General features: G+C 61.4%; 19 protein-coding genes and 1 tRNA gene. 11 read left to right on the forward strand and 9 right to left on the reverse strand.

Annotation, left to right across the window (positions count from 1 at the left end):
* Window positions 1-140: 140 nt before the first annotated feature.
* The gene (locus FEZ60_RS29360; protein WP_033235971.1) at window positions 141-941 is read left to right on the forward strand and encodes a metal-dependent hydrolase; all 801 of its coding nucleotides are present in this window, start codon (window positions 141-143) and stop codon (window positions 939-941) included.
* Between the two features lie 122 nt (window positions 942-1,063).
* Entirely contained in the window at window positions 1,064-2,809 is a 1,746-nt protein-coding gene (locus FEZ60_RS29365; RefSeq protein WP_346343425.1) for a cholesterol oxidase substrate-binding domain-containing protein, read from the forward strand.
* A 25-nt stretch (window positions 2,810-2,834) separates the two neighbouring features.
* Here the strand turns inward: FEZ60_RS29365 and FEZ60_RS29370 are convergent, their stop codons facing one another.
* Window positions 2,835-4,451, reverse strand: a complete 1,617-nt coding sequence (locus FEZ60_RS29370) for a DHA2 family efflux MFS transporter permease subunit (protein WP_095887738.1) — start codon at window positions 4,449-4,451, stop codon at window positions 2,835-2,837.
* Window positions 4,452-4,613: 162 nt separating this feature from the next.
* Between FEZ60_RS29370 and FEZ60_RS29375 the strand changes: the two genes are divergently transcribed.
* Entirely contained in the window at window positions 4,614-5,048 is a 435-nt protein-coding gene (locus FEZ60_RS29375) for a helix-turn-helix domain-containing protein (RefSeq protein WP_202026646.1), read from the forward strand.
* Window positions 5,049-5,085: 37 nt separating this feature from the next.
* Here FEZ60_RS29375 and FEZ60_RS29380 read toward each other — a convergent pair whose 3' ends face one another.
* Together FEZ60_RS29380 and FEZ60_RS29385 are read right to left on the reverse strand one after the other, a co-directional pair.
* Window positions 5,086-5,652, reverse strand: a complete 567-nt coding sequence (locus FEZ60_RS29380) for an AAA family ATPase (RefSeq protein WP_172937714.1) — start codon at window positions 5,650-5,652, stop codon at window positions 5,086-5,088.
* 77 nt (window positions 5,653-5,729) lie between these two features.
* The gene (locus FEZ60_RS29385) at window positions 5,730-6,761 is read right to left on the reverse strand and encodes an iron-siderophore ABC transporter substrate-binding protein (RefSeq protein ID WP_172937715.1); all 1,032 of its coding nucleotides are present in this window, start codon (window positions 6,759-6,761) and stop codon (window positions 5,730-5,732) included.
* A 168-nt stretch (window positions 6,762-6,929) separates the two neighbouring features.
* Between FEZ60_RS29385 and FEZ60_RS29390 the strand changes: the two genes are divergently transcribed.
* From FEZ60_RS29390 to FEZ60_RS29400, 3 genes are read left to right on the forward strand one after another with little or no spacing between them, the layout of a single operon-like run.
* Window positions 6,930-8,486, forward strand: a complete 1,557-nt coding sequence (locus FEZ60_RS29390) for an acyl-CoA synthetase (RefSeq protein WP_172937716.1) — start codon at window positions 6,930-6,932, stop codon at window positions 8,484-8,486.
* Window positions 8,487-8,539: 53 nt separating this feature from the next.
* Complete coding sequence (locus FEZ60_RS33210; protein WP_172937717.1) at window positions 8,540-10,093, forward strand: SIR2 family protein; 1,554 nt, start codon at window positions 8,540-8,542, stop codon at window positions 10,091-10,093.
* Window positions 10,094-10,152: 59 nt separating this feature from the next.
* Window positions 10,153-11,466: a wax ester/triacylglycerol synthase domain-containing protein gene (locus FEZ60_RS29400; RefSeq protein WP_172937718.1), complete on the forward strand. Its 1,314-nt coding sequence runs from the start codon at window positions 10,153-10,155 to the stop codon at window positions 11,464-11,466.
* Here the strand turns inward: FEZ60_RS29400 and FEZ60_RS29405 are convergent.
* From FEZ60_RS29405 to FEZ60_RS29415, 3 genes are all read right to left on the reverse strand, one after another.
* Entirely contained in the window at window positions 11,447-11,770 is a 324-nt protein-coding gene (locus tag FEZ60_RS29405; protein ID WP_172937719.1) for a hypothetical protein, read from the reverse strand. The two genes, FEZ60_RS29400 and FEZ60_RS29405, sit on opposite strands and share 20 nt — an antisense overlap.
* Before the next feature lie 86 nt (window positions 11,771-11,856).
* Window positions 11,857-11,930, reverse strand: a tRNA-Pro gene (locus FEZ60_RS29410).
* Window positions 11,931-11,984: 54 nt separating this feature from the next.
* Window positions 11,985-12,953 carry a metallophosphoesterase gene (locus tag FEZ60_RS29415; RefSeq protein ID WP_033235920.1) on the reverse strand — a complete coding sequence of 323 codons (969 nt, stop codon included), beginning with the start codon at window positions 12,951-12,953 and terminating at the stop codon, window positions 11,985-11,987.
* A gap of 57 nt (window positions 12,954-13,010) precedes the next feature.
* Between FEZ60_RS29415 and FEZ60_RS29420 the strand changes: the two genes are divergently transcribed.
* Window positions 13,011-13,487: a GatB/YqeY domain-containing protein gene (locus tag FEZ60_RS29420; RefSeq protein WP_033235921.1), complete on the forward strand. Its 477-nt coding sequence runs from the start codon at window positions 13,011-13,013 to the stop codon at window positions 13,485-13,487.
* Between the two features lie 110 nt (window positions 13,488-13,597).
* On the opposite strand, the gene FEZ60_RS29425 is transcribed toward FEZ60_RS29420, so the two are convergent.
* Window positions 13,598-15,940 (reverse strand): transglycosylase domain-containing protein, encoded by a 2,343-nt coding sequence (locus FEZ60_RS29425; RefSeq protein ID WP_172937729.1) that lies wholly within the window; start codon window positions 15,938-15,940, stop codon window positions 13,598-13,600.
* A 300-nt stretch (window positions 15,941-16,240) separates the two neighbouring features.
* Between FEZ60_RS29425 and FEZ60_RS29430 the strand changes: the two genes are divergently transcribed.
* Window positions 16,241-16,567: a WhiB family transcriptional regulator gene (locus tag FEZ60_RS29430; RefSeq protein WP_033235923.1), complete on the forward strand. Its 327-nt coding sequence runs from the start codon at window positions 16,241-16,243 to the stop codon at window positions 16,565-16,567.
* Window positions 16,568-16,598: 31 nt separating this feature from the next.
* Here the strand turns inward: FEZ60_RS29430 and FEZ60_RS29435 are convergent, their stop codons facing one another.
* On the reverse strand, window positions 16,599-17,753 hold the full coding sequence (locus FEZ60_RS29435; protein ID WP_095888109.1) for an ArsA family ATPase: 1,155 nt from the start codon (window positions 17,751-17,753) through the stop codon (window positions 16,599-16,601).
* A gap of 35 nt (window positions 17,754-17,788) precedes the next feature.
* The gene (locus tag FEZ60_RS29440) at window positions 17,789-18,805 is read right to left on the reverse strand and encodes an ArsA-related P-loop ATPase (protein WP_045066548.1); all 1,017 of its coding nucleotides are present in this window, start codon (window positions 18,803-18,805) and stop codon (window positions 17,789-17,791) included.
* A 53-nt stretch (window positions 18,806-18,858) separates the two neighbouring features.
* On the opposite strand from FEZ60_RS29440, the gene FEZ60_RS29445 reads away from it, so the two are divergent.
* From FEZ60_RS29445 to FEZ60_RS29455, 3 genes are read left to right on the forward strand one after another with little or no spacing between them, the layout of a single operon-like run.
* The gene (locus FEZ60_RS29445) at window positions 18,859-19,032 is read left to right on the forward strand and encodes a hypothetical protein (RefSeq protein WP_092805866.1); all 174 of its coding nucleotides are present in this window, start codon (window positions 18,859-18,861) and stop codon (window positions 19,030-19,032) included.
* Window positions 19,029-19,499 (forward strand): RidA family protein, encoded by a 471-nt coding sequence (locus FEZ60_RS29450; RefSeq protein WP_033235926.1) that lies wholly within the window; start codon window positions 19,029-19,031, stop codon window positions 19,497-19,499. Before FEZ60_RS29445 ends, FEZ60_RS29450 begins: the two co-directional genes overlap by 4 nt.
* Entirely contained in the window at window positions 19,499-20,284 is a 786-nt protein-coding gene (locus tag FEZ60_RS29455; RefSeq protein WP_172937720.1) for an MBL fold metallo-hydrolase, read from the forward strand. Before FEZ60_RS29450 ends, FEZ60_RS29455 begins: the two co-directional genes overlap by 1 nt.
* Window positions 20,285-20,327: the final 43 nt, after the last annotated feature.

The following is a 20,327-nucleotide window of genomic DNA, read 5'->3' on the forward strand; positions in this document are numbered from 1 at the left end:
GTCTGTCGGTAGCACTTGCTACGTTCGTGGCGGTCTCGGCGAACATGCCGAGGCCGTCGCCATCGGCGTCATGTGTGTGGTGTCTTGGGTCGAGTCCTCTTGACCTGACTCAGGGCGCGTTTCGAAAGGTGTTGTGTTTCATGGTCATGGGCCCCACCCACGCGATGTCCGGTGCTGCTGTGGGTCTGGTGGTTGCCGAACTCTTGCCCCTCGACTGGGGTGGGCCTACCTCCACTGCCGAAACCCTGACGTTTGCCGGGGTATGTGCGGGTGCTGCGTTGCTTCCGGATCTCGACACGAGCCAGTCGACGGTTTCCCGGTCGTTCGGGCCACTGAGCAAGGCGCTGGCACAGGGTGTGGACGCGATATCGGTTGCCTTCTATCGGATCACCAAAGGCAAGAAGGACGGTAAGCGGCGTGGTGGTCACCGGACACTCACCCACACGGCGTTGTTTGCGGCCGGGTTGGGCGCCGGCGTTTCCGCGCTGGTTGTCCAGTTCGGAAAGCCCGCAATCATCATCACGTTGTTCTTCTGTCTGGGGCTGGCGATTCGCGGTCTCGCGGGGGACTTTGCGAAGGACAAGGGTTGGCTGGTCGTCTCCGCGTTGGCGCTGGTCCTGTCTGCGGTGACGTGGCAGCAGTATCCGAGCGAGGCTGGGTCCACCGGATTGGGCGTCGCAGTTGCGCTCGGATGTGCGACGCATTGTCTGGGTGATGCCATCACCAAGGAAGGCGTGCCGTTTCTTGCGCCGCTCATTCCGCTGGGTGGCAAACGATGGTGGGAACAGCGACTTCCGTCGTTCCTGTCGATCCGCGCGGGTGGCAACCTCGAAAAGGTGTTGATCGGCCCGGCGCTCACGCTCCTCACTGTCTGGCTGATCGTCGGTGCGTTCGACGGTGCGTCCGAAGCCATCTATGCGGTGTTCTCACCGACTCCGTAACCTTTTATTACGGAACCACTGGCATCGTAATGGAACTTGTTCTAGGTTCATCTCTAACGTAAGTCCGATTCGGCAGAGACGAGTAGTCCGTGGAACGCAGCGGTTCAGCAGATCAAAGCGCAGTGGATCGACCATCCAACGCCGGATCCGTCAGCAGGCGGGGATTCCTGGCGGCCGGGGTCGGCGCCGCTGCGCTCGCAGGCCTGACCTGGTCGCCGGCCGGAGCGGTGCCATGGGGCCCACAATCCACCCTCGCCCCGCCGCCCGACTTCCCGGCCGGTATCCCGCTTTCCCAACAGGCCTACGCCAACTGGTCCAAGGAGATCGTTCTCGATCACGTGTGGACGGCAACGGCTCGCAGCTCCGATGACGTGGTGACCCTTGCCAACTGGGCGCACCGCAACGGGTACACCGTCCGCGCTCGCGGCACGATGCACGGGTGGAGCCCGCTGACAGTGGTCCCGGGTGCACCAGTGGATCGAGTGCTGTTGGTGGACACAATGGTTCACCTGAATTCCGTCGAGGTGCACAGCGACGGAGAGCAATCCGTCGTAACCGCCGGTGCCGGTGCCAGCATCGAGTCGATCCTCACGGCGCTGCAGGACCATGGCTTGGGTTGGGCCAACTCTCCGGCCATCGGGGATCTGTCCATTGCCGGCGCGCTCGCAATCGGAGCCCACGGCGCAACCTATCCTGCAGCGGGAGAAACCATTACCCCCGGACAGTCGTTCGGATCACTGAGCAACCTGATCACGGCCATGACCGTCGTGGTGTGGGACAGCAGTTCGGGTAGCTACACGCTTCGCGAATTCGCCCGCTCCGATGTCGAGAGCACGGCATTTCTGACCCATCTCGGGCGCACATTCGTCACCTCCGTCACCCTGCAAGCCGGCGAGAACTACCGGCTGCGCTGCCAGAGTTTCACCGATATCCCGTGGCAGGAACTCTTTGCACCGCCAGGATCGCCGGGTCGCACCTACGAGAGCTTTGTCGAAGCGTCCGGACGCGTCGAAGCTATCTGGTTCCCCTTCACGTCCACGCCGTGGCTGAAAATCTGGACACCGACGCCGGTCAAACCGCCCGAGTCGAGGGAAGTGCACGGCCCGTACAACTACTTCTTCTCCGATGCACTCCCCGAAGCAGTCACCACCCCACTCGGGATGGTGGCCAAGGGATTGCAAGCGGCTACGCCGCTGTTCGGCGCTTCCCAGTTCGGCGCCGTTGCAGCCGGATTGGTGCTCACGGACACCGACGACCTGTGGGGCTGGTCCAAGGACGTGCTGTTCTATCTGCGACACACCACGGTGCGAGTTGTCGCGGGCGGCGGTGCGGTCATCACGAAGCGTTCCAACATCGCCCGTGTCATCCACGAGATGGCAACGTGGTTGAACGAGCGGATGACGCACCTCGCATCGATGGGGCAGTATCCCGTGAACATGCCCTTCGAAGTGCGCCTGTGCGGCGTCGACGACAACGGCGAAGTCCTGGTGGACAGTGCCGGCGTGCCGGATCTATCGGCGGTGCGGCCGCGGTCGGATCGCGACGACTGGGACACCGCCATCTGGATGAATGTGGTGTCCATTCCCGGAACTCCGGGTTTGCCGGCGTTCCTTCGGGATATGGAACGGTGGATGGTCGCGAACTACTCCGGTGATTACGCCACCTTCCGGCCCGAATGGTCGAAGGGTTGGGCATTCACCAACGACGCCGCCTATCAGGACGACGAATTCCTCACGCGCACAATCCCTGCCACCTTCCGGGCGGGCGGTGACGGAAATTGGGACGCCGCCCTCGCGACCTTCGACAAATTCGATCCGCACCGAGTCTTCAGCAACACCTTCATCGACCGGTTCATGCCGTCTGCCTGAGTCTCACCGTGCAAGTTTTTCTGCGTCAGCCGACGTCCGCTGCTGCCTTCGTTTCCTGCTCGGGTGACGAGAACGGCTTGTTCGGGATGAGTGCCGTGGCGATCAGGCCAACTACAACAAATCCGGCCGCAAGGTATCCGCCGAGTGTGATGCCATGTGTCATTGCGGATTGGGCTGCGTCGGCAACGAAGGCAGTGCTCGGCGAGCCGGCCAGCGAGTCGATGGCCGCGCCGGCGCTGTCGGTGACCGCCCGCGTCAACTGATCGGCCTGAGCTTGGTCGACACCGGATTCGGTGAGGTCGTTGTTCAGAGTGGAATTGAGAGTGCTGAAGAAGACCGTGGTGAGGATGGCGATACCCAGTGCGGATCCGAGTTGGCGGAACGCACTCTGAATGCCGGAGCCTTGACCGGCGCTCTGTTCGGGAATTTCCTCGAGCACGACGTTGGTTACCTGCGCCGTCGCGAATCCGACGCCGATGCCGTAGAAGAACAGCACTGCGGCAATGGTCCACCAGGGGCTGTCTGTCGCAGCGATGAATCCGAGACCAGCGAGGCCGAGCGCTTCGAGAGCCAGGCCGATACGGACCAAGCCCAACGGCGAGACCTTCGATGCCAGTCCGAAACTGGCGCCACTGGCGACAAAGCTGCCGATGGCAATGGGGACCAGGGCGAGTCCGGCTTGGAGTGCGCTGTATCCAAGCGTGAACTGAAGCCAGAGTGGAAGCACCGCAACGATTCCGAACTCACCGAGTCCGATGATCAGCGTCGCGATGTTGCCGTTGCGGAACGACGAGATGGAGAACAACCGCACGTCCATCAGTGCCCGCGACGGATCGTCACTACGGGTGAGCATGGTTTGCCGGTAGGCGAATGCGCCGAGCGAGATGACGGCGAGAACTAGCGCGATCAGAACCGGGGACGGTCCGCTGGACCATGACAGGCCGAACAGTTCGAAGGGCTGCTTCGTGGTCAGCCACCCGTACGTACGTCCCTCGACGAGGCCGAAGGCCAGCATGCCCAGGCCGGCGATGGACAGTGCCGCTCCGGTGGCGTCGATGCGCCCAGTGGTGCGCGGCGAGGGAGCGATGAACAGCACTGCGCCGACGAGAATGAGCGCAGCAAGCGGAATGTTGATCCCGAATGCCCAACGCCACGAAGCGTGTTCGGCAAGCCAGCCGCCGAGCAATGGGCCGAGGGCGGAAGCTGCACCGATGGTGGAACCCCACACTGCGAATGCCTGGCCGCGGGCTTTGCCGGTGAACATCGCGTTCAGAAGCGACAGTGAGGTGGGCAGGATCATGGCCGCGCCGGCGCCCTGCAGGAATCGCGCCAGGATGAGCAGGCCGCCGTTCGGTGCCAGTCCGGCCAGCAGGCTCGTTGCGCCGAACACGACGACACCGGCGATGAAGACGCGACGGGCGCCGACCAGGTCGGCAACTCTGCCGACCAGAAGCAGGAGTGCCGCGAACACGATTGCATAGGACTCTTGGATCCATTGAGCCTGAACGGAATTGATTCCGAGATCTTCGATGATCGAGGGGACTATGACGTTGACGATGGTGGTGTCGACGACGATCAGTGCCACGCCGAGTGCAATGGCGATCAGGCCCAACCACTTGCGGGTGGTGGGTGAGATGTTCATGAATAAACCTCCATTGTGAAGCAACTTCACGATGAAGGTATATTTGGGACGGTAAGTTGTCAATGTGCGCGCTGGGCTCGACCGGCCGCCGTCTGGCACAGGAAAGGTGGGATCACCGAGGTGGAAGCACCGCGCGACATCTCCGTGGAGCGGGAGCGGCTGATGGATGAATTCCGCGCGTACGGTGCGACGTTCACCGAATTCAGCCATCGATTCGCGTCGTGGCTTGGTCTGCATTCCACCGACGCAACTGCTCTGATGGAAATCACCGCGGCTGAGGAGAAAGGTGCGCCGCTCTCACCCGCACGTCTTGGAGAGCGGATCTCACTGACATCGGGCGCCACTACCGCGTTGCTCAACCGCCTGGAGAAGGCGGGACATATCGTCCGGACCCGCGAGAATGCAGACCGTCGCGTGGTCACGCTGCACAGCAGTGCGCATGTGCAGGACCTGGCTGACGAGTTCTTCGGACCACTCGCCGTACGACTCGACGCCATGATGGAGAAATATCCGCCCGAATTACTGAGTCGATTCGAGGAATTTCTCGTCGACCTGCACTCGACGATGAACGAACACCTCGAGCAAGACACTCGCTGAACAAAAAATGCCACTCGACTCCGGAGAGTCGAGCGGTTCACGCCCTAGTTTGCAGCGGTCCCGCGATCCACCGTTCGATGTCGGCATGGGTCCGCAGGCGGACAATCGTGAGGTCCGGTCGCCGATCTCGCAGTGCCGCGATCCGGAGTGCACTCGTACGGTGCGTGTTCCAGGCCCAGCGAACGATGTGATCTCGGTCGGAGAAGAACGTGTGTAGTGGTGGCTCGATATTGCCGTTCCACAAGACTTTTCGCCCCAGCCGCCTCTGTACCGTCCGAACGATAACCTGGCGCATCACGGTGCAGCGCGACAGGTCCAGCCACACAAGAAGATCCGCTTCATCGGCGAGTAGATCGCGAACGGACCGGTACTGCCATTCCGTCACCCACCGCGGCGCCGAACTGAATGTTGTGACGTCGACCAGGAATTGCTCACGCGGTGTCCAGTTCGGGCCGTGATAGAGACCGTCGATCTCGACGTGTTCGATGCCGAGAAGCATTCCAATTCGGGAGGCCAAGGTCGTTTTTCCGGAACCGGATGTTCCCGCTACGAGAATGCGCTTCGGGCATCCGGGCAAGCGATCTTCTGGACCGACAAGAGGCACGAGAACACTGTAGCCATCGGCCGAATCAAAAAAACGGCGAGGGGAATAGCAATTCCCCTCGCCGTCTTCTGTCGTAACTACTTTCCGAGCTTGGCCTTCAGGTCCTCGAGAACCAAGTTGGCGCCTGTCGGTCCGAGACCCAGGAACCAGGTTTCGTCGCTGACTTCGCTGGCGCGACCGTCCTTGACGGCGTCCATCGTTGCCCACAAGGGGCCGGCCGTGACGGTGGTTTGACCGGTGTCAGCGGGACTTCCGTAACTGGAGTAGAAGATCTGATCGCCCTCGGCTTGGGTGATCGTTTCCGGGCTGACCTCGACGGCCAGTTCGTCGATGTCCTGGATTGCCGGACGGGGGAGTCCGACGTCCTTCAGGATGACGCCGATGAAGGACAGGTTTCCGTACAGACGCAGCTTGCCGGACATGAAGCGGACCAGCGAGATGGTCGGGGAACCGTCGATCGACGCGCGGACCTCGTCGGCATGGGTCTGGTAGTCGTTGAGGATCTGCTCGGCCTTCGTCTCTTCACCCAGCGCGTCACCGGCAAGGAGGAAGTTCTCCTTCCACGGGAATCCGGGACGGATGCTGAAGACCGTCGGCGCGATCGCGGACAGCTGCGGGTACAACTTGTCCTGGCGCAGTTTGCTGCCCAGGATCAGATCGGGCTTCAGGGCAGTGATGGCTTCGAGGTTGAGATTGTTGGTGGTGCCGACATCGGGGACGCCCACCAACTTGTCGGCGAGGTACGACGGCTGGCCGGCTGCGCTTTCCGGGCTGGCGATACCGACCGGGGTGATGCCGAGTGAGAGGACTTCGTCCAACTCTCCGCTGTCCAGGACGACGACGCGGGTCGGCTTCGTCTCGAGTGTGACCTCGCCCAGTGCATGTGTGACGGTGCGCGGGAACTCGCCGGGAGCGGAGTCACTACCGAGCTTCGCGGTTTCCGTGTCGGCGGTGCTGAACAGCTTGCCGCCGGTCGCGACGTCGGTGTTTCCGTTGGCGTTACTTCCGGCGTCGGAAGTTCCACAGGCTGTTGCTGCAAATACTGTCGCCAGCGCAACCATGGCGATCCGGACCGATGTGCGGGTCCGGAATGAAGTACGAGTGAGCATTAGGCAAGGCTACGCTTGTGGCATTGGGCACTTTTAGCTGGTCTCGGGGCGAACATTGCTGATCCCGACTAACGGAACCTACTCCGCATTTTGCATTCGGCGACTCGGTAAAAGTGTTAGCTTCGCGAAAGACCTGCCAATTGTGAGCGAAGACACGTGAGGAACCCGATGACCCTGAACGTTGCCGATCTGTTCGAGGCCGTTGCCGATGCGATTCCCGATCGAACACCGCTGATTCTCGAGGAAAGGCGCCTCACTTATCGGGAACTCGAACTACGGTCCAACCGATTGGCGCACCACCTTCAGTCCGTCGGCGTCAAACCGGGGCAGCACGTCGGAATCCACATGAGGAACTGCGTCGAATATGTGGAAGCGCTACTGGCCTGCATGAAGATCAGGGCCGTTCCGATCAACGTCAACTTCCGCTACACCGACGTCGAACTTGCGTACGTCTATACCAACTCGAAGATGGTGGCATTACTGGTCGAGGATGAATTCGCGGAGATTGCCCTGGGTGTTGTACCGCAGTGCCCCGAGATCGACCACGTTCTCATCGTCGGCGACGAGTACGAAACTGCACTGGCCGCAGCGTCCGACGTCCGGGATTTCGAGACTCGCTCAGACGATGACCATTTCATCATCTACACCGGCGGAACTACGGGGATGCCCAAAGGCGTTGTCTGGCGGCACGAAGACTTCTTCTTCGCTGCTCTGTCCGGAGCCAACCTCAGCGGACTGCCGCGTCGTAGTCTCGAAGAAGTGGTCGATGCGGCGATTGCGAATACCAATCCCACTGTGCTGCTGCTTATTCCACCGCTCATGCATGGTGCTGCCATCTACTCGCTGCTCACTGCCTTTCTGATGGGAGCGCCGCGAGTCCTGACCCGGAGCTTCGACCCCCTCGACGTGCTCAGGCTCGTCGAGGCCGAGAAGATCACCGGCATCACTGTTGTCGGCGACGCGATCGCCCGTCCGATCGCCGATGCGATCGCCGCGGCCGACGGTAAGTACGACATCTCCTCGTTGAAACTGATCGGATCCGGCGGCGCGCTGTTCTCACCGAACCTCAAGGAAGAGTTGAAGTCTCGAATTCCCGGGCTGGTGATCAAAGATGCGTTCGGTGCCTCCGAATCCGGTAACGACGGCGTCGTCGAATTCGACGAGGACGGAACGAAGCGAATTCGCTCCAACCCCAACATGATTCTGGTCGACGAGGAATTCCGTCGGATCGAACCGGGCTCGGATACCGTCGGCTACATCGCACGAGCGGGGCATGTGCCACTGGCTTACTTCGACGATCCGGAGAAATCAGCCGCGACGTTCCCCGTTGTCGACGGTGTACGGATGGCAGTTCTCGGCGACATGGGAACGATGGAAGTGGACGGCACGATCGTGCTGCTCGGACGCGGTTCCATGTGCATCAACTCGGGCGGAGAGAAGGTGTATCCCGAAGAGGTGGAACAGGCGCTCAAGACTCACCCAGCGGTTTTCGACGCCCTCGTGGCGGGTGCACCCGACGCGCGCTTCGGTGAAAAAGTGGCTGCGGTTGTCCAGATCAGGCCTGGGTTCGAAGATGTGGAACCAGACGCCCTGTCCGAGCACTGCCGGATTCATGTGGCGGGGTACAAGATTCCCCGTTCGATCGTTCTTGTACCGGCGATCCTCCGCTCACCGAGCGGAAAAGCGGATTACCGTTGGGCCAAGGAAACCGTCGCTGGGGTGTAAGCGCCGCGCAGCGGTTTGCGGACACCTGTGCTGGAGATCGCTGGGAGTCGTGTGTGGCTGGGAACGATGCAGGTGCAGGGCATGTGTTTGTTGTTCGCGGACGGCTCGAATCGGTTGACTGGGACGCAGCTGTCGTCTCGACGAGCGGTAGTTTCCTACCACGCGAGCACTGGTGGCCTGTGCTTGGACTCACTGCACAGTTGGACTTCGCACCGGCCGGCGCTGGTCGGGTTCGGTCCTTTCCGAAGGAGGGGCGTCCAGCTTGGCTGTTGAATGTCGCGTCGCGGATTTCGGTGGACTGGTTGGTGGAGGGCGTCTACGAAGTCCTTGACGTGATCGCCAGAACTGGAATTCAGCCGGGCGGTAGCCGAGTCAAACCACTCGTTGCATTGCCGACGTTCGGAGTGGGCTTGGGTGGCCAGGGTGGAGTACGCGGCCACGTAATCAAGGCACTGATCGACGCCGCAGCAGTGTGCGCCGACAAATACGACTTCGATATAGCATTTGTCGTTGCCAATGCCGCCGATTATGCTGCCTACCAATCTGTTCGGCGTGGGCATCTGTGTAGCGCCGGAGTACCTCCCCAGGTCCAGCAGCTAGCAGATCGACTGCGTGCCGGTGACGTCTCGTTGTTGTTGGGTGCGGGAGTCAGTATTCCGGCCGGATTGCCTTCGTGGGACAGTCTCCTTGACCGGATTCGAAGCGAAGCGCTTCCGTCTATCGATGCCGAATTGTTCTCCGGTCTCGGAGTTTTGGATCGCGCACAACTGCTGTCCAAAGCATTGCATCCTCAAGGATTGGGCGCCAGCGTTGTCGAGTTGACCGGGGGTGGCGCCAAGCCGACGCTGTCTCATTGCCTACTTGCTTCACTGGGCGTGACCAAAGTGGTCACCACCAACTACGACTCGCTCTACGAGAAAGCTTTCGAATCTGCTCACGGCCGAGGTTCGATAGCGGTGCTCCCAAGGGAGGAAGCAACCGCAAGCCGCCCCTGGATACTCAAGATGCATGGCGACAGCGGAGACCCGGACAGTATCGTGCTGAGCAGACGAGATTTCGTCAGATACGACGCGGAGCGGCGCCCGCTGGGATCAATTGTTCAGTCCCTCATGGCTACTGGTCACCTGGTTGTTGTCGGGGCTTCAATGACCGATGACAACGTGCTCAGGCTTGCTCACGAGGTGCTCGCTCTCGACGAACATAACGGTCGACAGAGAAAGATCGGAACAGTGATAACTCTGCGTCAAGACAATCTGCGAACTGAATTATGGAAGAATGACTTCGACTATGTCGCGGCGTCGGAAGCAGATAACGACTCTGCTGCCGCTCGCGATCTCGAGATATTTCTCGACAACCTTGCAATTCTGACAACCGTCGACACGCCGTATCTCTTGGATGTGAACTACAGCGGGTTGCTCGATGGTGAAGAGATCGCACTTGCAGATTCCTTGCGCGAAGTTGCCAAGATCGTTCGTTCTCTGCCGGAAGCAAGTCGCGAACGATGGGGAGTTCTGGAAGCGACGCTGCACAGGTTGGGTGCGGAGACGCAGCCTATGCGTCGTCGCCGGGGTGTAAACGATCGGGCGAACATTTCGCGAAGCGGGTAGTGGTTGTTTACCCTTTTCATGCCCGCTTTGTCTCGATTATGCTGGATCGGAGATTTGTCGTGCCTGCCAAACAACTGACTTCAGTGGATTTCGAATTGATTCCCGCAAATATGGAAACCCGCTCCACTGATGTCCTGACGATTTTCCTGTTCGATTCGGGTGACTCGACTCCGCTCGACAAGAAGGAACTACTCGAGTTCCTCGGTGCACGCGCGTCGAGGATCCCACAATTGCGGTGGACCGTGACCACAGTTCCCGGCGGGTTCGGGTTTCCCTATTGGATCGACTCCGCACCCTTCGATATCACCAAGCATGTCGAAGACAATGTCGAAATATCCTCGTGGAAAGGTGTTTTCGAATACTTCGCCGACATTGCCGCACGGATCGTCGATCCCTACGAATGTCTGTGGCGGCTGCACGTTGTTCGAGGTGTTCGTGATGCCCCGGGGGTGCAGGGTGAAGCAACGGTGGTGATCCTGAAGGGCTCGCATGCATTAGGTGACGGGCATGTGTACAACGCGATTGTTCACGACCTGTTCTCGTCGAAGCATTTACCCGACTTCATTCCGGAACTCACGGCGCCGAACCCGTGGTGGTCGTCCGTCAAAGGACTCCTCGGAACTCCGCGCCGGTATGTCCGCGCATTTCGTGCTCTGCCGGAAACCCGGAAATACGACGCACCGGATTCCGGCGGTGGTGCCGTGACCTTTACGGGCAAGCGGTCGGCTGCCGCGATCATGCTCGATCTGGTGGCGATTCGAGAAGCCAAGAAAATGTGGCCAGGCGTGACAGTGACGGCTATCGCCCAGACGATCATCTCGTTGTCGCTGGAAGAACATTTTGGTGACAAGAGTCCACGCTCGATGCAGGTGATGTCCGGCGCCCCCGTAGGGGCAGAGGTGCGCGGACAAAATCACATGGGTTGCTATCACGTCGATCTGGCGATGAACAAACAAGATATTGCGGAACGACTTGCCGCGATCACCACAAACAACAACCACGGCAAAGCGGAATATCCTGACGCATACCGGGCCGTACGTGCGCTGCAATACGAACTTCCGGCTATTGCGGTCAAACCTGAATTGTCGTCGGATCCGAAACTGGGAACTGTAGCGAGCAGCGTCAATCGTGGACCGGCCGTCATGACTCTCGGCGATTCAAGAATCGTTTCGACCACGTCATTTCCGTACGTGTCGCCGCGGAGCCCGTTCAATCACGGGATCTACTCGGTGGGTGACGTGCTTGCGATCTCGGTACTCAGCGGAACCCCGGACAGCGGTGACATCGACGTCTACGCGGCTGTCCTGGAGAAGAACGCGGCCCGCGTCCTGGCGTGCCTCGAGGAACGAAGTGCTAAAGCCACGGCTCGATAGGCTTCTTCACCCACATGATCTTCTCGTCGGCGTGCGTGCGCTGCGCCTCAGCGCGATCAGGATGCGCCGCTGCCCACTGATCCTTCTCGTCGATGAGATCGGCTGCGATGGTCCAGGTCTCCCGGGTGCTCGGGGGATTCGCGTCGGCGGCACGCGCGAGTTTGCGCAGTCGATCGTCGGGCATGTCGAGTAGTTCGGCGGCGGTGATCCCACGATTCCATGCGAACTTGGCCAGACCCACCGCCTTCTCACGTCGACTGCGACTGGCGATGTCGTTGTGCGCGAAGTCCTCGTTCTTGCCCATGGGTAACCACCTCCTGGAGAGCACGGTACAACAAAAGAAGGCACCTTCTCCGCGAGGAAAAAGTGCCTTCTTCAAGTTCTTCACTGTCGGGGTGGCGGGATTTGAACCCACGACCTCTTCGTCCCGAACGAAGCGCGCTACCAAGCTGCGCCACACCCCGTGTCGAACCTCGGTTAGCTTACAGCACGAAGTCGGCAGGCATTAAATCCGCAGGTCAGTTGCGTAAAACCGGCGCAGCTGAGTGAGCGGAACCGCGCTCGGTGGAGTGCTCCGGTTCGCGGCCGGTAGACGGCACCAACGTCAACAGGGTTGCCTCGGGGCGGCAGCAGAAACGTACCGGAGCCCACGGCGAGGTTCCGATGCCGGCAGACACGTGAAGCTGTGTGTGAGCACCCCACTTGGACGGGCCCTTCACGCGGGAGCGGTCCAACTCGCAGTTGGTGACAAGCGCGCCGTAGAACGGCAGGCACAGTTGCCCGCCGTGTGTATGGCCGGCGAGAACAAGGTCGTAGCCGTCCTCGGCGAACCGATCCAACACCCGGGGTTCGGGGGAGTGCGTCAAACCGAGCTTGAGCTGAGCCAGGGGATTGGGCGGGCCCGCGATGGTGTCGTAACGATCGCGCTTGAGATGCGGATCGTCGACGCCGGCCGTGGCGATCTTGATGCCAGACACCTCGAGTTCGCGTCGTACATGCGTCACGTCTAGCCAACCACGTTCGGTAAATGCAGCCCGCAGGTCTCCCCACGGCAGCGGATCGCCCGTGATGCGCTTCTTCTTGTCGAAGAGGTAGCTCAACGGGTTCTTCGGCTTCGGAGCGAAGTAGTCGTTGCTGCCGAACACGAATAGACCGGGGCGTGCGAGCAGGTCGCCCAGTGCCTGGACAACTGCGGGGACACTGCGCTGGTGCGACAGGTTGTCGCCGGTGTTCACCACGAGATCCGGGTCGAGGCTTTCGAGCTCACGCAACCAGTTCTGCTTCAATCGCTGGTTAGGCATCATATGCAGATCGCTGAGGTGGAGAACCCGCAACGACGACGACCCCGGCTCGAGTACGGGCATCGTCACCTCGCGCAACGTAAAAGCATTGCGTTCGATGCCGGATGCGTACCCGATTCCGAGTGCAGCGACGCCCGCGGCACCAAGTGCGGTGCGGGTCAGGTTGGTGCGGAACTGGTCAGACACCAGTCAAGGATATAACTAAGGGGACGGGAGGCGGGGCGTGCGCGTAGCGTTTCCCCCATGTCCGACACGACAGCAACGCTCAAAGACAAACTCCGTTCCGACATGGTCGCATCCATGAAGGCCAAGGATCCGCTTCGCACCGGCACCCTCCGGATGCTCATCGCAGCAGTTCAGACCGAAGAGGTTGCCGGTAAGGAAGCGCGAGTCCTCACCGACGAAGAAATCATCAAGGTTCTTGCCAAGGAATCGAAGAAGCGCGGGGAATCCGCCGAAATCTACACCGAGAACGGCCGTGGTGAACTTGCCGCGAAAGAGCGCGCCGAAGCGCAGATCATCGACGAGTACCTGCCGACGCCGTTGACCGACGCAGAACTTGTCGACGTCGTCGACACGGCGATGGCGCAGGTAGCCGAGGAGCTCGGCGAGCGTCCGGGTATGCGTCAGATGGGTCAGGTCATCAAGGCCGCCAGTGCTTTGGCCAAGGGTAAGGCTGATGGCGCGCGTATCTCCGCTGCCGTGAAGTCTCGCCTGTAGGCGTCACCGACAGCGCTTGTCAGCTCCACCGACAGCGCTTGTCAGCTCCAGCGACAAAAGAGAACGGCCGCAACCTCGTGTGAGGGTGCGGCCGTTCTTTCGTGCGGGTGTTAGCGCGGTTGTGGCGCTCCGGGTGCCGGCGAATCGGGTGCCGGTGAGGCCGGAGCAGGTGAGCCGTCCGGTGCCGCCGGTGCCGCCGGTGCGCGTACCGACCCGTCACTGATGTAGATCGTGATGGTGGAACCCGGTATCGCCGAGCCGGACGGAGATGCGCCGGTGACAGTTCCGGCACGCGCTCCCGATGCGGACGTCACCGCGTTGACGGTGAATCCCGACTCCTGCAGGCGGGACGTGGCAGCGGACTGGCTCAATCCGACAACCTCGGGAACCTGTCCGTTCTGCGAGCCACGTGCATACTTCTGATCGATCGGCGGAAGCGCCGTCGGACCGAAATTGTTGGCAACCGGCATCATCGCGGCGAACCAGCTCCGAGCCGGTTCGGTACCGCCGTACAGGTTTCCGCTGTAGCACGGGCGAAGCGGAGTCGAGCAGATCTCACCCGGAGTCGGGGAGTCGCCGAAGATGTAGACGGCCGCGGCCAGATTGTTCGTGAAGCCGAGGAACGCCGAAGACTTGTGGGTCTCCGTGGTACCGGTCTTACCGGACATCGGCAGAGACCATCCAGCGCTGCCTGCGGCACCCGCAGATGTACCTGCACCCACGTCGTCGCGGCTGAGCGCATTGGCGAGGGTATCGGCCAATCCGGGCTCGACTACCTGCTCGCAGCCCTGTTCCGTGACCGTCACCGGCTTGCCGTTGCGGTCGACGACGGAATCGATCGGACTGGGCGGGCACCACTTGCCGTGCGACGCCAATGTTGCCGCGACGTTCGACAGTTCGAGCGGATTGATCCAGGTCGGGCCGAGCGTGAACGAGCCGAGATTCTGTTCCTTCTGGAAGTCGGCCATGCTGCGATCGTCGAAGCCCGACGTATTGGGCTCGGCGTACGAACGCAGGCCGAGACGCACGGCCATATCGACTGTCGGCGTCACACCGGTTGCTGCGATGAGCTTCACGAACGCGGTGTTGGGCGACTGCGCGAGAGCATCCGTCACCGACATCGTCGCCGGATAGTTACCGACGTTCTCGACGCAGTACGTGGACACCGGACATCCCGCCGCGCCGCCACTACCGAAGCCCTTGGCGTCGAAGCGGCGGGGAACATCGAGCATCGCGTCGATGCCGAGGCCCTTCTCCATGGCGGCGGCGGTGGTGAAGACCTTGAACACCGAGCCGGCACCGTCACCTGACAGTGAATACGGCTGAGCCAGGACGGTTTCGCTGGCGTCGGCGTCGAGACCGTACGTGCGGCTGCTGGCCATCGCCACGACCTTGTGCGAGTCCTGGCCGGGCCGAATCACGCTCATGACGTTGGCGATGCCGTCGAGGTCCGCCTTGGCGTTTGCGTTGAGACCAGCCTTGGTGGATGCCTGCACCGCCGGGTCGAGCGTGGTTTTGATGAGGTAGCCGCCCTCATTGATCTGCTCGCGACTGATCCCGGCGTCCGAGAGGTATTTGAGTGCGTAGTCGCAGAAGAATCCGCGGTCACCGGCAGCGATGCATCCGCGCGGCAGCGTGTTGGGGGTGGGTAGAACACCCAACGGTTCGTCTTTGGCCGCCCGGAACTCGTTGGCCTGGTCGGGAATGTTGGTGATCATGGTGTCGAGCACGGTGTTGCGGCGCTCGGTGACACCTTCGACGTTGGTGTACGGGTTCAAGGCCGAACTCGACTGAACCATGCCGGCGAGCATCGCGGACTGCGGAACGCTCAAGTCTTTGGCGTCGATGCCGAAGTACGTCTGAGCGGCATCCTGGATTCCGAAGGAACCGTTACCGAACGGCACCAGGTTCAGGTAGCGGGTGAGGATCTCGTCCTTCGTGAGTTCCTTGTCCAGGGTGAGCGCCATCCGGATTTCGCGGATCTTGCGAGCCGGAGTGGTCTCGATAGCGGCGCGGCGCTCGGCATCGGTTTTTGCGACGACCAACAGTTGGTAGTTCTTCACGTACTGCTGATCGAGCGTCGACGCGCCCTGCTGGACCTCACCGGAGGTGGTGTTGGTCAGGAAGGCGCGCAGCGTTCCCTGCCAGTCCACTCCCTTGTGATCGGGGAATCGACGGTCCTCGATGGAGACGATCGCCAACTTCATGTTGTTCGAGATCTGGTCGCTCGGGACTTCGAACCGGCGCTGCTCGTACAGCCAGGCGATGGGATTGCCCGCCGAATCGACCATCGTCGATACCGCGGGGACCGTGCCGTCGACCAACTCCGCTGAAACGTTGTCGACCGTGTCCGCGGCTCGATTGGATGCGAATCCGAGTCCGCCTGCCAGCGGAAACATCACTCCGGCAACGAGGACACCGGCCAAGGCAGAGCTTCCGGCGAGCTTCGCCACTGTTTTTGCAATCGACACGATCTACAGAGTACGTGTGCGCACCCCATGGACGTGGCACGCGAAGAATTCGTGCCGAATAAAACGTCCTGAACACCCGGTTTGTACTGCCGTACCAAAAAAGGTGGACGCCCGTCTTGCGTCTGGGCGTTTCTTTACCTAAATTGTGTGAACGGTGTGATTGACATAACACTCGATCACGAATGTGTCTCAGCTTTCGTCGTGATATCCCGCGACGGAAGCAGAGATGTTGTGCTGCTCGCCCTCGAGGCGACGGACATACTTTGTAGAGGGGACCAGAGAATGTACACAGCCACCCCGAGTAGCCGTTTGGATGTCGAACAAGCAGAGGCTCGCATCGCCTGGGTAACACAGGCGCGGTGCCGCGAAGTAGATCCGGATCAGCTTTTCGTTCGAGGTGCCGCGCAACGTAAGGCAGCAACAATCTGCCGACACTGCCCGGTCCTGATGCAGTGCGGCGCCGACGCTCTCGACAACCGCGTCGAATTCGGAGTGTGGGGCGGGATGACCGAACGCCAGCGACGCGCTCTCCTCAAGCAGCACCCCGACGTCGACTCGTGGTCCGAATTCTTCGAGGATCGACGCCACCAGCAGTCAACTGCTGTCTGACCTAGCTTTTTCTGGTCTAGCCTTTCCTGATCTAGCCCTTCCGAGTGAGCTGATCGCCCACGGCGCGCAGTGCCTCGAGGTCTGACACCTCGAACGGCAGTGACGGAACGCCGATCAGCGGCACCCTCGGATGAGCTGCGGTAAACCGGCTCAGCAGCGCCACCTCACGTTTGGCGATTGCTGCGCGGTGAGCATGAATGCGAAGCACCGCCTCCGTCAGTGCCTCGGCGTCGGTCGGATTCTCCTTGGCTGCGAGTTTGTCCGCGGCCGTTGCCGCGTGATCAGCCGGCAGTGCGGTCAGAGTCGGATGTGTTCGGTTCAACACCAACCCGGCTAGCGGCATCGAATCTCCGGCCAGGCGGTCCACGAAAAACGCCGCTTCCCGCAACGCGTCAGGTTCCGCAGCAGCGATCACCAGAAAATGGGTGCCTGGCTGACGCAGGAGTTCGTACGTCTTGGTTGCGCGCTCACGGAAGCCGCCGAACATCGAATCGAGCGACTGAACAAACGCCGACGCGTCAGCGAGCATCGCGCTTCCGACGATCGTCGACACACCCTTGAGTGCCAATCCCATGGCGCCGGCAACAAGCTTGGTCAAACCCCGCCCCGGAGCTGAGAGCAACCGGATCATCCGGCCGTCGAGGAAGGTTCCCAGTCGCTGCGGAGCGTCCAGGAAATCGAGTGCGTTCCGGGACGGCGGCGTATCCACGATCACCAGGTCCCACTTGTCGTTCGACGCGAGCTGTCCCAGCTTCTCCATCGCCATGTATTCCTGAGTGCCGGAGAACGATGTGGCAACGGTTTGGTAGAAGGGGTTCGCGAGGATCTGCTGAGCCTTCTCGGGGCTGGAGTGCTCGAGCACCATCTCGTCGAACGTGCGACGCATGTTGAGCATCATCGCGTGCAACTCGCCCGTTGCTTCCGGACCGAGTTTCACCGGTTGCGGTGTGTTGTCGAGTTCCGCGACGCCCAGAGCCTGAGCCAGCCGTCTCGCGGGATCGATCGTGAGAACGACGACGCGTCGGCCCTGCTCGGCCGCCCGCAACGCCAGCGATGCCGCCGTGGTGGTCTTGCCGACGCCGCCCGCGCCGCAACACACCACAATTCGTGCGGTCGGATCGTTGATGATCGCCGAGATGTCGAGCACCGGAGCACTGCGGCGGCCGGTTCTGGAACTGCCGACCATGACATTGTCAGGGACCGCGTTTTCGGTGGTTTCGGTCATCGGACACCCTGTTCCATGAGGTATTCGGCCAGTTCGTAGAGGCCACCCAGATCGACGCCGTCGGCCAGAGTCGGCAAGTGCAGTCGGGCGCCGTCGATCTCCTGCAGTTTCTCCGCACTGGATTCCTGCGCTTCGAGAACAGACGCGTGCTCGATGGTTTCCGTCAGCAATCCGGCGAAGTCGTCGTCCGACAGTTCGAGGCCGACATCCGTGAGCGTGGATCGAATGGACGCGGCATCGATCTCTCCGGCCGCAGCACCCGCCAGAGTGCCCTCCGGCAGGAACTTCGGGCTGGTGCGGTTGACGATGATCGCGCCGAGATTGAGCTCGTCGCGCGCCAATTCCAAGGCGGCATCCGCGGTTTCCTGCACGGGCAGAGCCTCGAGTAGCGCCACCAGATGCACCACTGTTTCCGGCGAGTGCAGCAGTCGCACGACGCCCTCACTCTGCGAATGCACCGGCCCACCTTTGGCGAGATCGGCCATAGCCTTCGTGACGTCGAGGAAACTGCCGATCCGGCCCGTCGGCGGGGCGTCGACGACAACAGCGTCGTATACGCGCTTCCCGGTCCGATCGGTGCGGATGACGCACTCCTTGATCTTGCCGGTGAGCAGTACGTCACGCAGGCCAGGTGCAATGGTCGTGGCGAACTCGATGGCGCCGAACTTGCGCATCGCGCGGCCCGCGAAGCCCAGGTTGTAGAACATCTCCAAGTACTCGAGGAAAGCCGTCTCGATATCGACGGCCAACGCCATCACCTCACCGCCACCCTCGGCAGCTGCGACTTTCGTTTCCTGCGGGGGCAGCGGTGGCACGTCGAAGAGCTGCGCAATTCCCTGGCGGCCCTCCACTTCCACCAGCAGAACGCGTCGGCCGCCTTCGGCTAACGCCAGCGCCAAGGCGGCGGCTACCGTCGACTTACCGGTCCCGCCTTTTCCCGACACAAAATGCAGGCGGGCCTTCGATGCGGACTCCGGCCAGCTCTTGCTCAGCTCATCTTGGGATGCAACCACACCGCGAGCCTATAAGTCTGGGGCCGAAGATGTGCGCGGGATAGGCTCACCGCATGAGTGAATTGACTTCCTGGGAATACACCGTTACTCCGTTGCTGGTCCACAACCCGAAGGCCATCCTCGATAATTGGGGCGTCGACGGTTGGGAGCTGGTGACGGTTCTTCCGAGCGCGTCGGGCGAACAGCACGTCGCATACCTCAAGCGTCCGAAGGTTGCAGGCGCATGACCGAAACAACACAGACCTGGTCAGCGCGTCTCGCGGAACTCGGCATCGAACTGCCCGCGGTTGCGGCGCCGGTCGCTGCCTATGTCCCTGCGGTTCGTAGTGGCGATCACGTCTACACCTCGGGCCAGTTGCCTTTCGTCGACGGAAAGCTGTCGCTGACGGGCAAGCTAGGCGCGGACGCGTCGGATGCTGACGCAAAGGCCGCCGCGCGTGTCTGCGCGCTCAACGCTCTTGCCGCGATCAACGCCCTGGTTGGCATCGACAACCTGGTTCGGGTGGTCAAGGTCGTCGGATTTGTCGCCTCCGCGCAAGGCTTCACCGGTCAGCCCGGCGTGATCAACGGCGCGTCCGAATTCCTCGTCGAGGTCTTCGGCGACGCAGGCATTCACGCTCGCTCCGCTGTCGGTGTTGCAGAACTTCCCCTCGGCTCCGCTGTCGAGGTGGAACTGATCGTAGAAGTTCGCTGATGACAACGGTTCATCCCGCATACGCGCAGCTTCGCCGCGTCACCGACATCGCGTCGGTCATGCTCGAGAACAACCCGGGCATGATGACGCTCGACGGCACCAACACCTGGATTCTGCGAGCGCCGGGCAGTGACGAGTATGTAGTCGTAGATCCCGGTGACAACGACGAAGAACATCTGCAGCGAGTGGCCGGAGTCGGCGCGGTGGCGTTGGTCCTGATCACGCACCGGCACTTCGATCACACCGGCGGAGTGAGCCGTTTTCACGAATTGACTTCGGCGCCAGTGCGTTCCGTTTCTCCCGAGTTCCTGCGCGGCAGCGGTACGACGCTTGTCGACGGTGAACTCATCGAGGTTGCCGGGCTGCGCCTGCGTATCGTGGCAACTCCTGGTCATACCGCGGACTCCGTCTCGATCGTCATCGAGAACGAGGGCAGTGTGCTGACGGGTGACACGATACTCGGCCGTGGCACAACGGTTCTCGATGATTCGGACGGTGATCTGGGGGACTACCTCGCATCGCTGCGTGCGCTCATCGAACTCGGTGACGGGCGAACCGTTCTGCCTGGGCATGGTCCGGAATTACCTGACCTGCAAGAGATTTCGAAGCACTACCTCGCGCATCGCGAAGAACGGCTCGATCAGGTGCGAGCGGCATTGGTCTCGCTCGGCGATTCCGCGTCGGTACGCGACGTGGTCGAGCACGTCTATTCGGATGTCGATCCGAAACTCTGGCCGGTGGCAGAAAAATCGGTCAACGTGCAGCTGGCGTATCTGCGTCGTTGAACTGTGTTGCGGAACTGCCGCCGGGGCGAGCGAAGCGACGGGG

Origin of the sequence: Rhodococcus sp. MS16, assembly GCF_013277795.1 — a bacterium.
Taxonomy (GTDB): Bacteria; Actinomycetota; Actinomycetes; order Mycobacteriales; family Mycobacteriaceae; genus Rhodococcus_F; species Rhodococcus_F globerula.

Excerpts from the sequence above, each read along its gene's own strand:
- FEZ60_RS29445 (WP_092805866.1), top strand. The coding sequence starts at position 18,859 with ATGAGTGAATTGACTTCCTGGGAATACACCGTTACTCCGTTGCTGGTC.
- FEZ60_RS29420 (WP_033235921.1), top strand. The coding sequence starts at position 13,011 with ATGTCCGACACGACAGCAACGCTCAAAGACAAACTCCGTTCCGACATG.
- FEZ60_RS29430 (WP_033235923.1), top strand. The coding sequence starts at position 16,241 with ATGTACACAGCCACCCCGAGTAGCCGTTTGGATGTCGAACAAGCAGAG.
- FEZ60_RS29405 (WP_172937719.1), bottom strand. The coding sequence starts at position 11,770 with ATGGGCAAGAACGAGGACTTCGCGCACAACGACATCGCCAGTCGCAGT.
- FEZ60_RS29435 (WP_095888109.1), bottom strand. The coding sequence starts at position 17,753 with ATGGTCGGCAGTTCCAGAACCGGCCGCCGCAGTGCTCCGGTGCTCGAC.
- FEZ60_RS29385 (WP_172937715.1), bottom strand. The coding sequence starts at position 6,761 with ATGCTCACTCGTACTTCATTCCGGACCCGCACATCGGTCCGGATCGCC.
- FEZ60_RS29450 (WP_033235926.1), top strand. The coding sequence starts at position 19,029 with ATGACCGAAACAACACAGACCTGGTCAGCGCGTCTCGCGGAACTCGGC.
- FEZ60_RS29455 (WP_172937720.1), top strand. The coding sequence starts at position 19,499 with ATGACAACGGTTCATCCCGCATACGCGCAGCTTCGCCGCGTCACCGAC.
- FEZ60_RS29370 (WP_095887738.1), bottom strand. The coding sequence starts at position 4,451 with ATGAACATCTCACCCACCACCCGCAAGTGGTTGGGCCTGATCGCCATT.
- FEZ60_RS29360 (WP_033235971.1), top strand. The coding sequence starts at position 141 with ATGGTCATGGGCCCCACCCACGCGATGTCCGGTGCTGCTGTGGGTCTG.
- FEZ60_RS29390 (WP_172937716.1), top strand. The coding sequence starts at position 6,930 with ATGACCCTGAACGTTGCCGATCTGTTCGAGGCCGTTGCCGATGCGATT.
- FEZ60_RS29375 (WP_202026646.1), top strand. The coding sequence starts at position 4,614 with ATGGATGAATTCCGCGCGTACGGTGCGACGTTCACCGAATTCAGCCAT.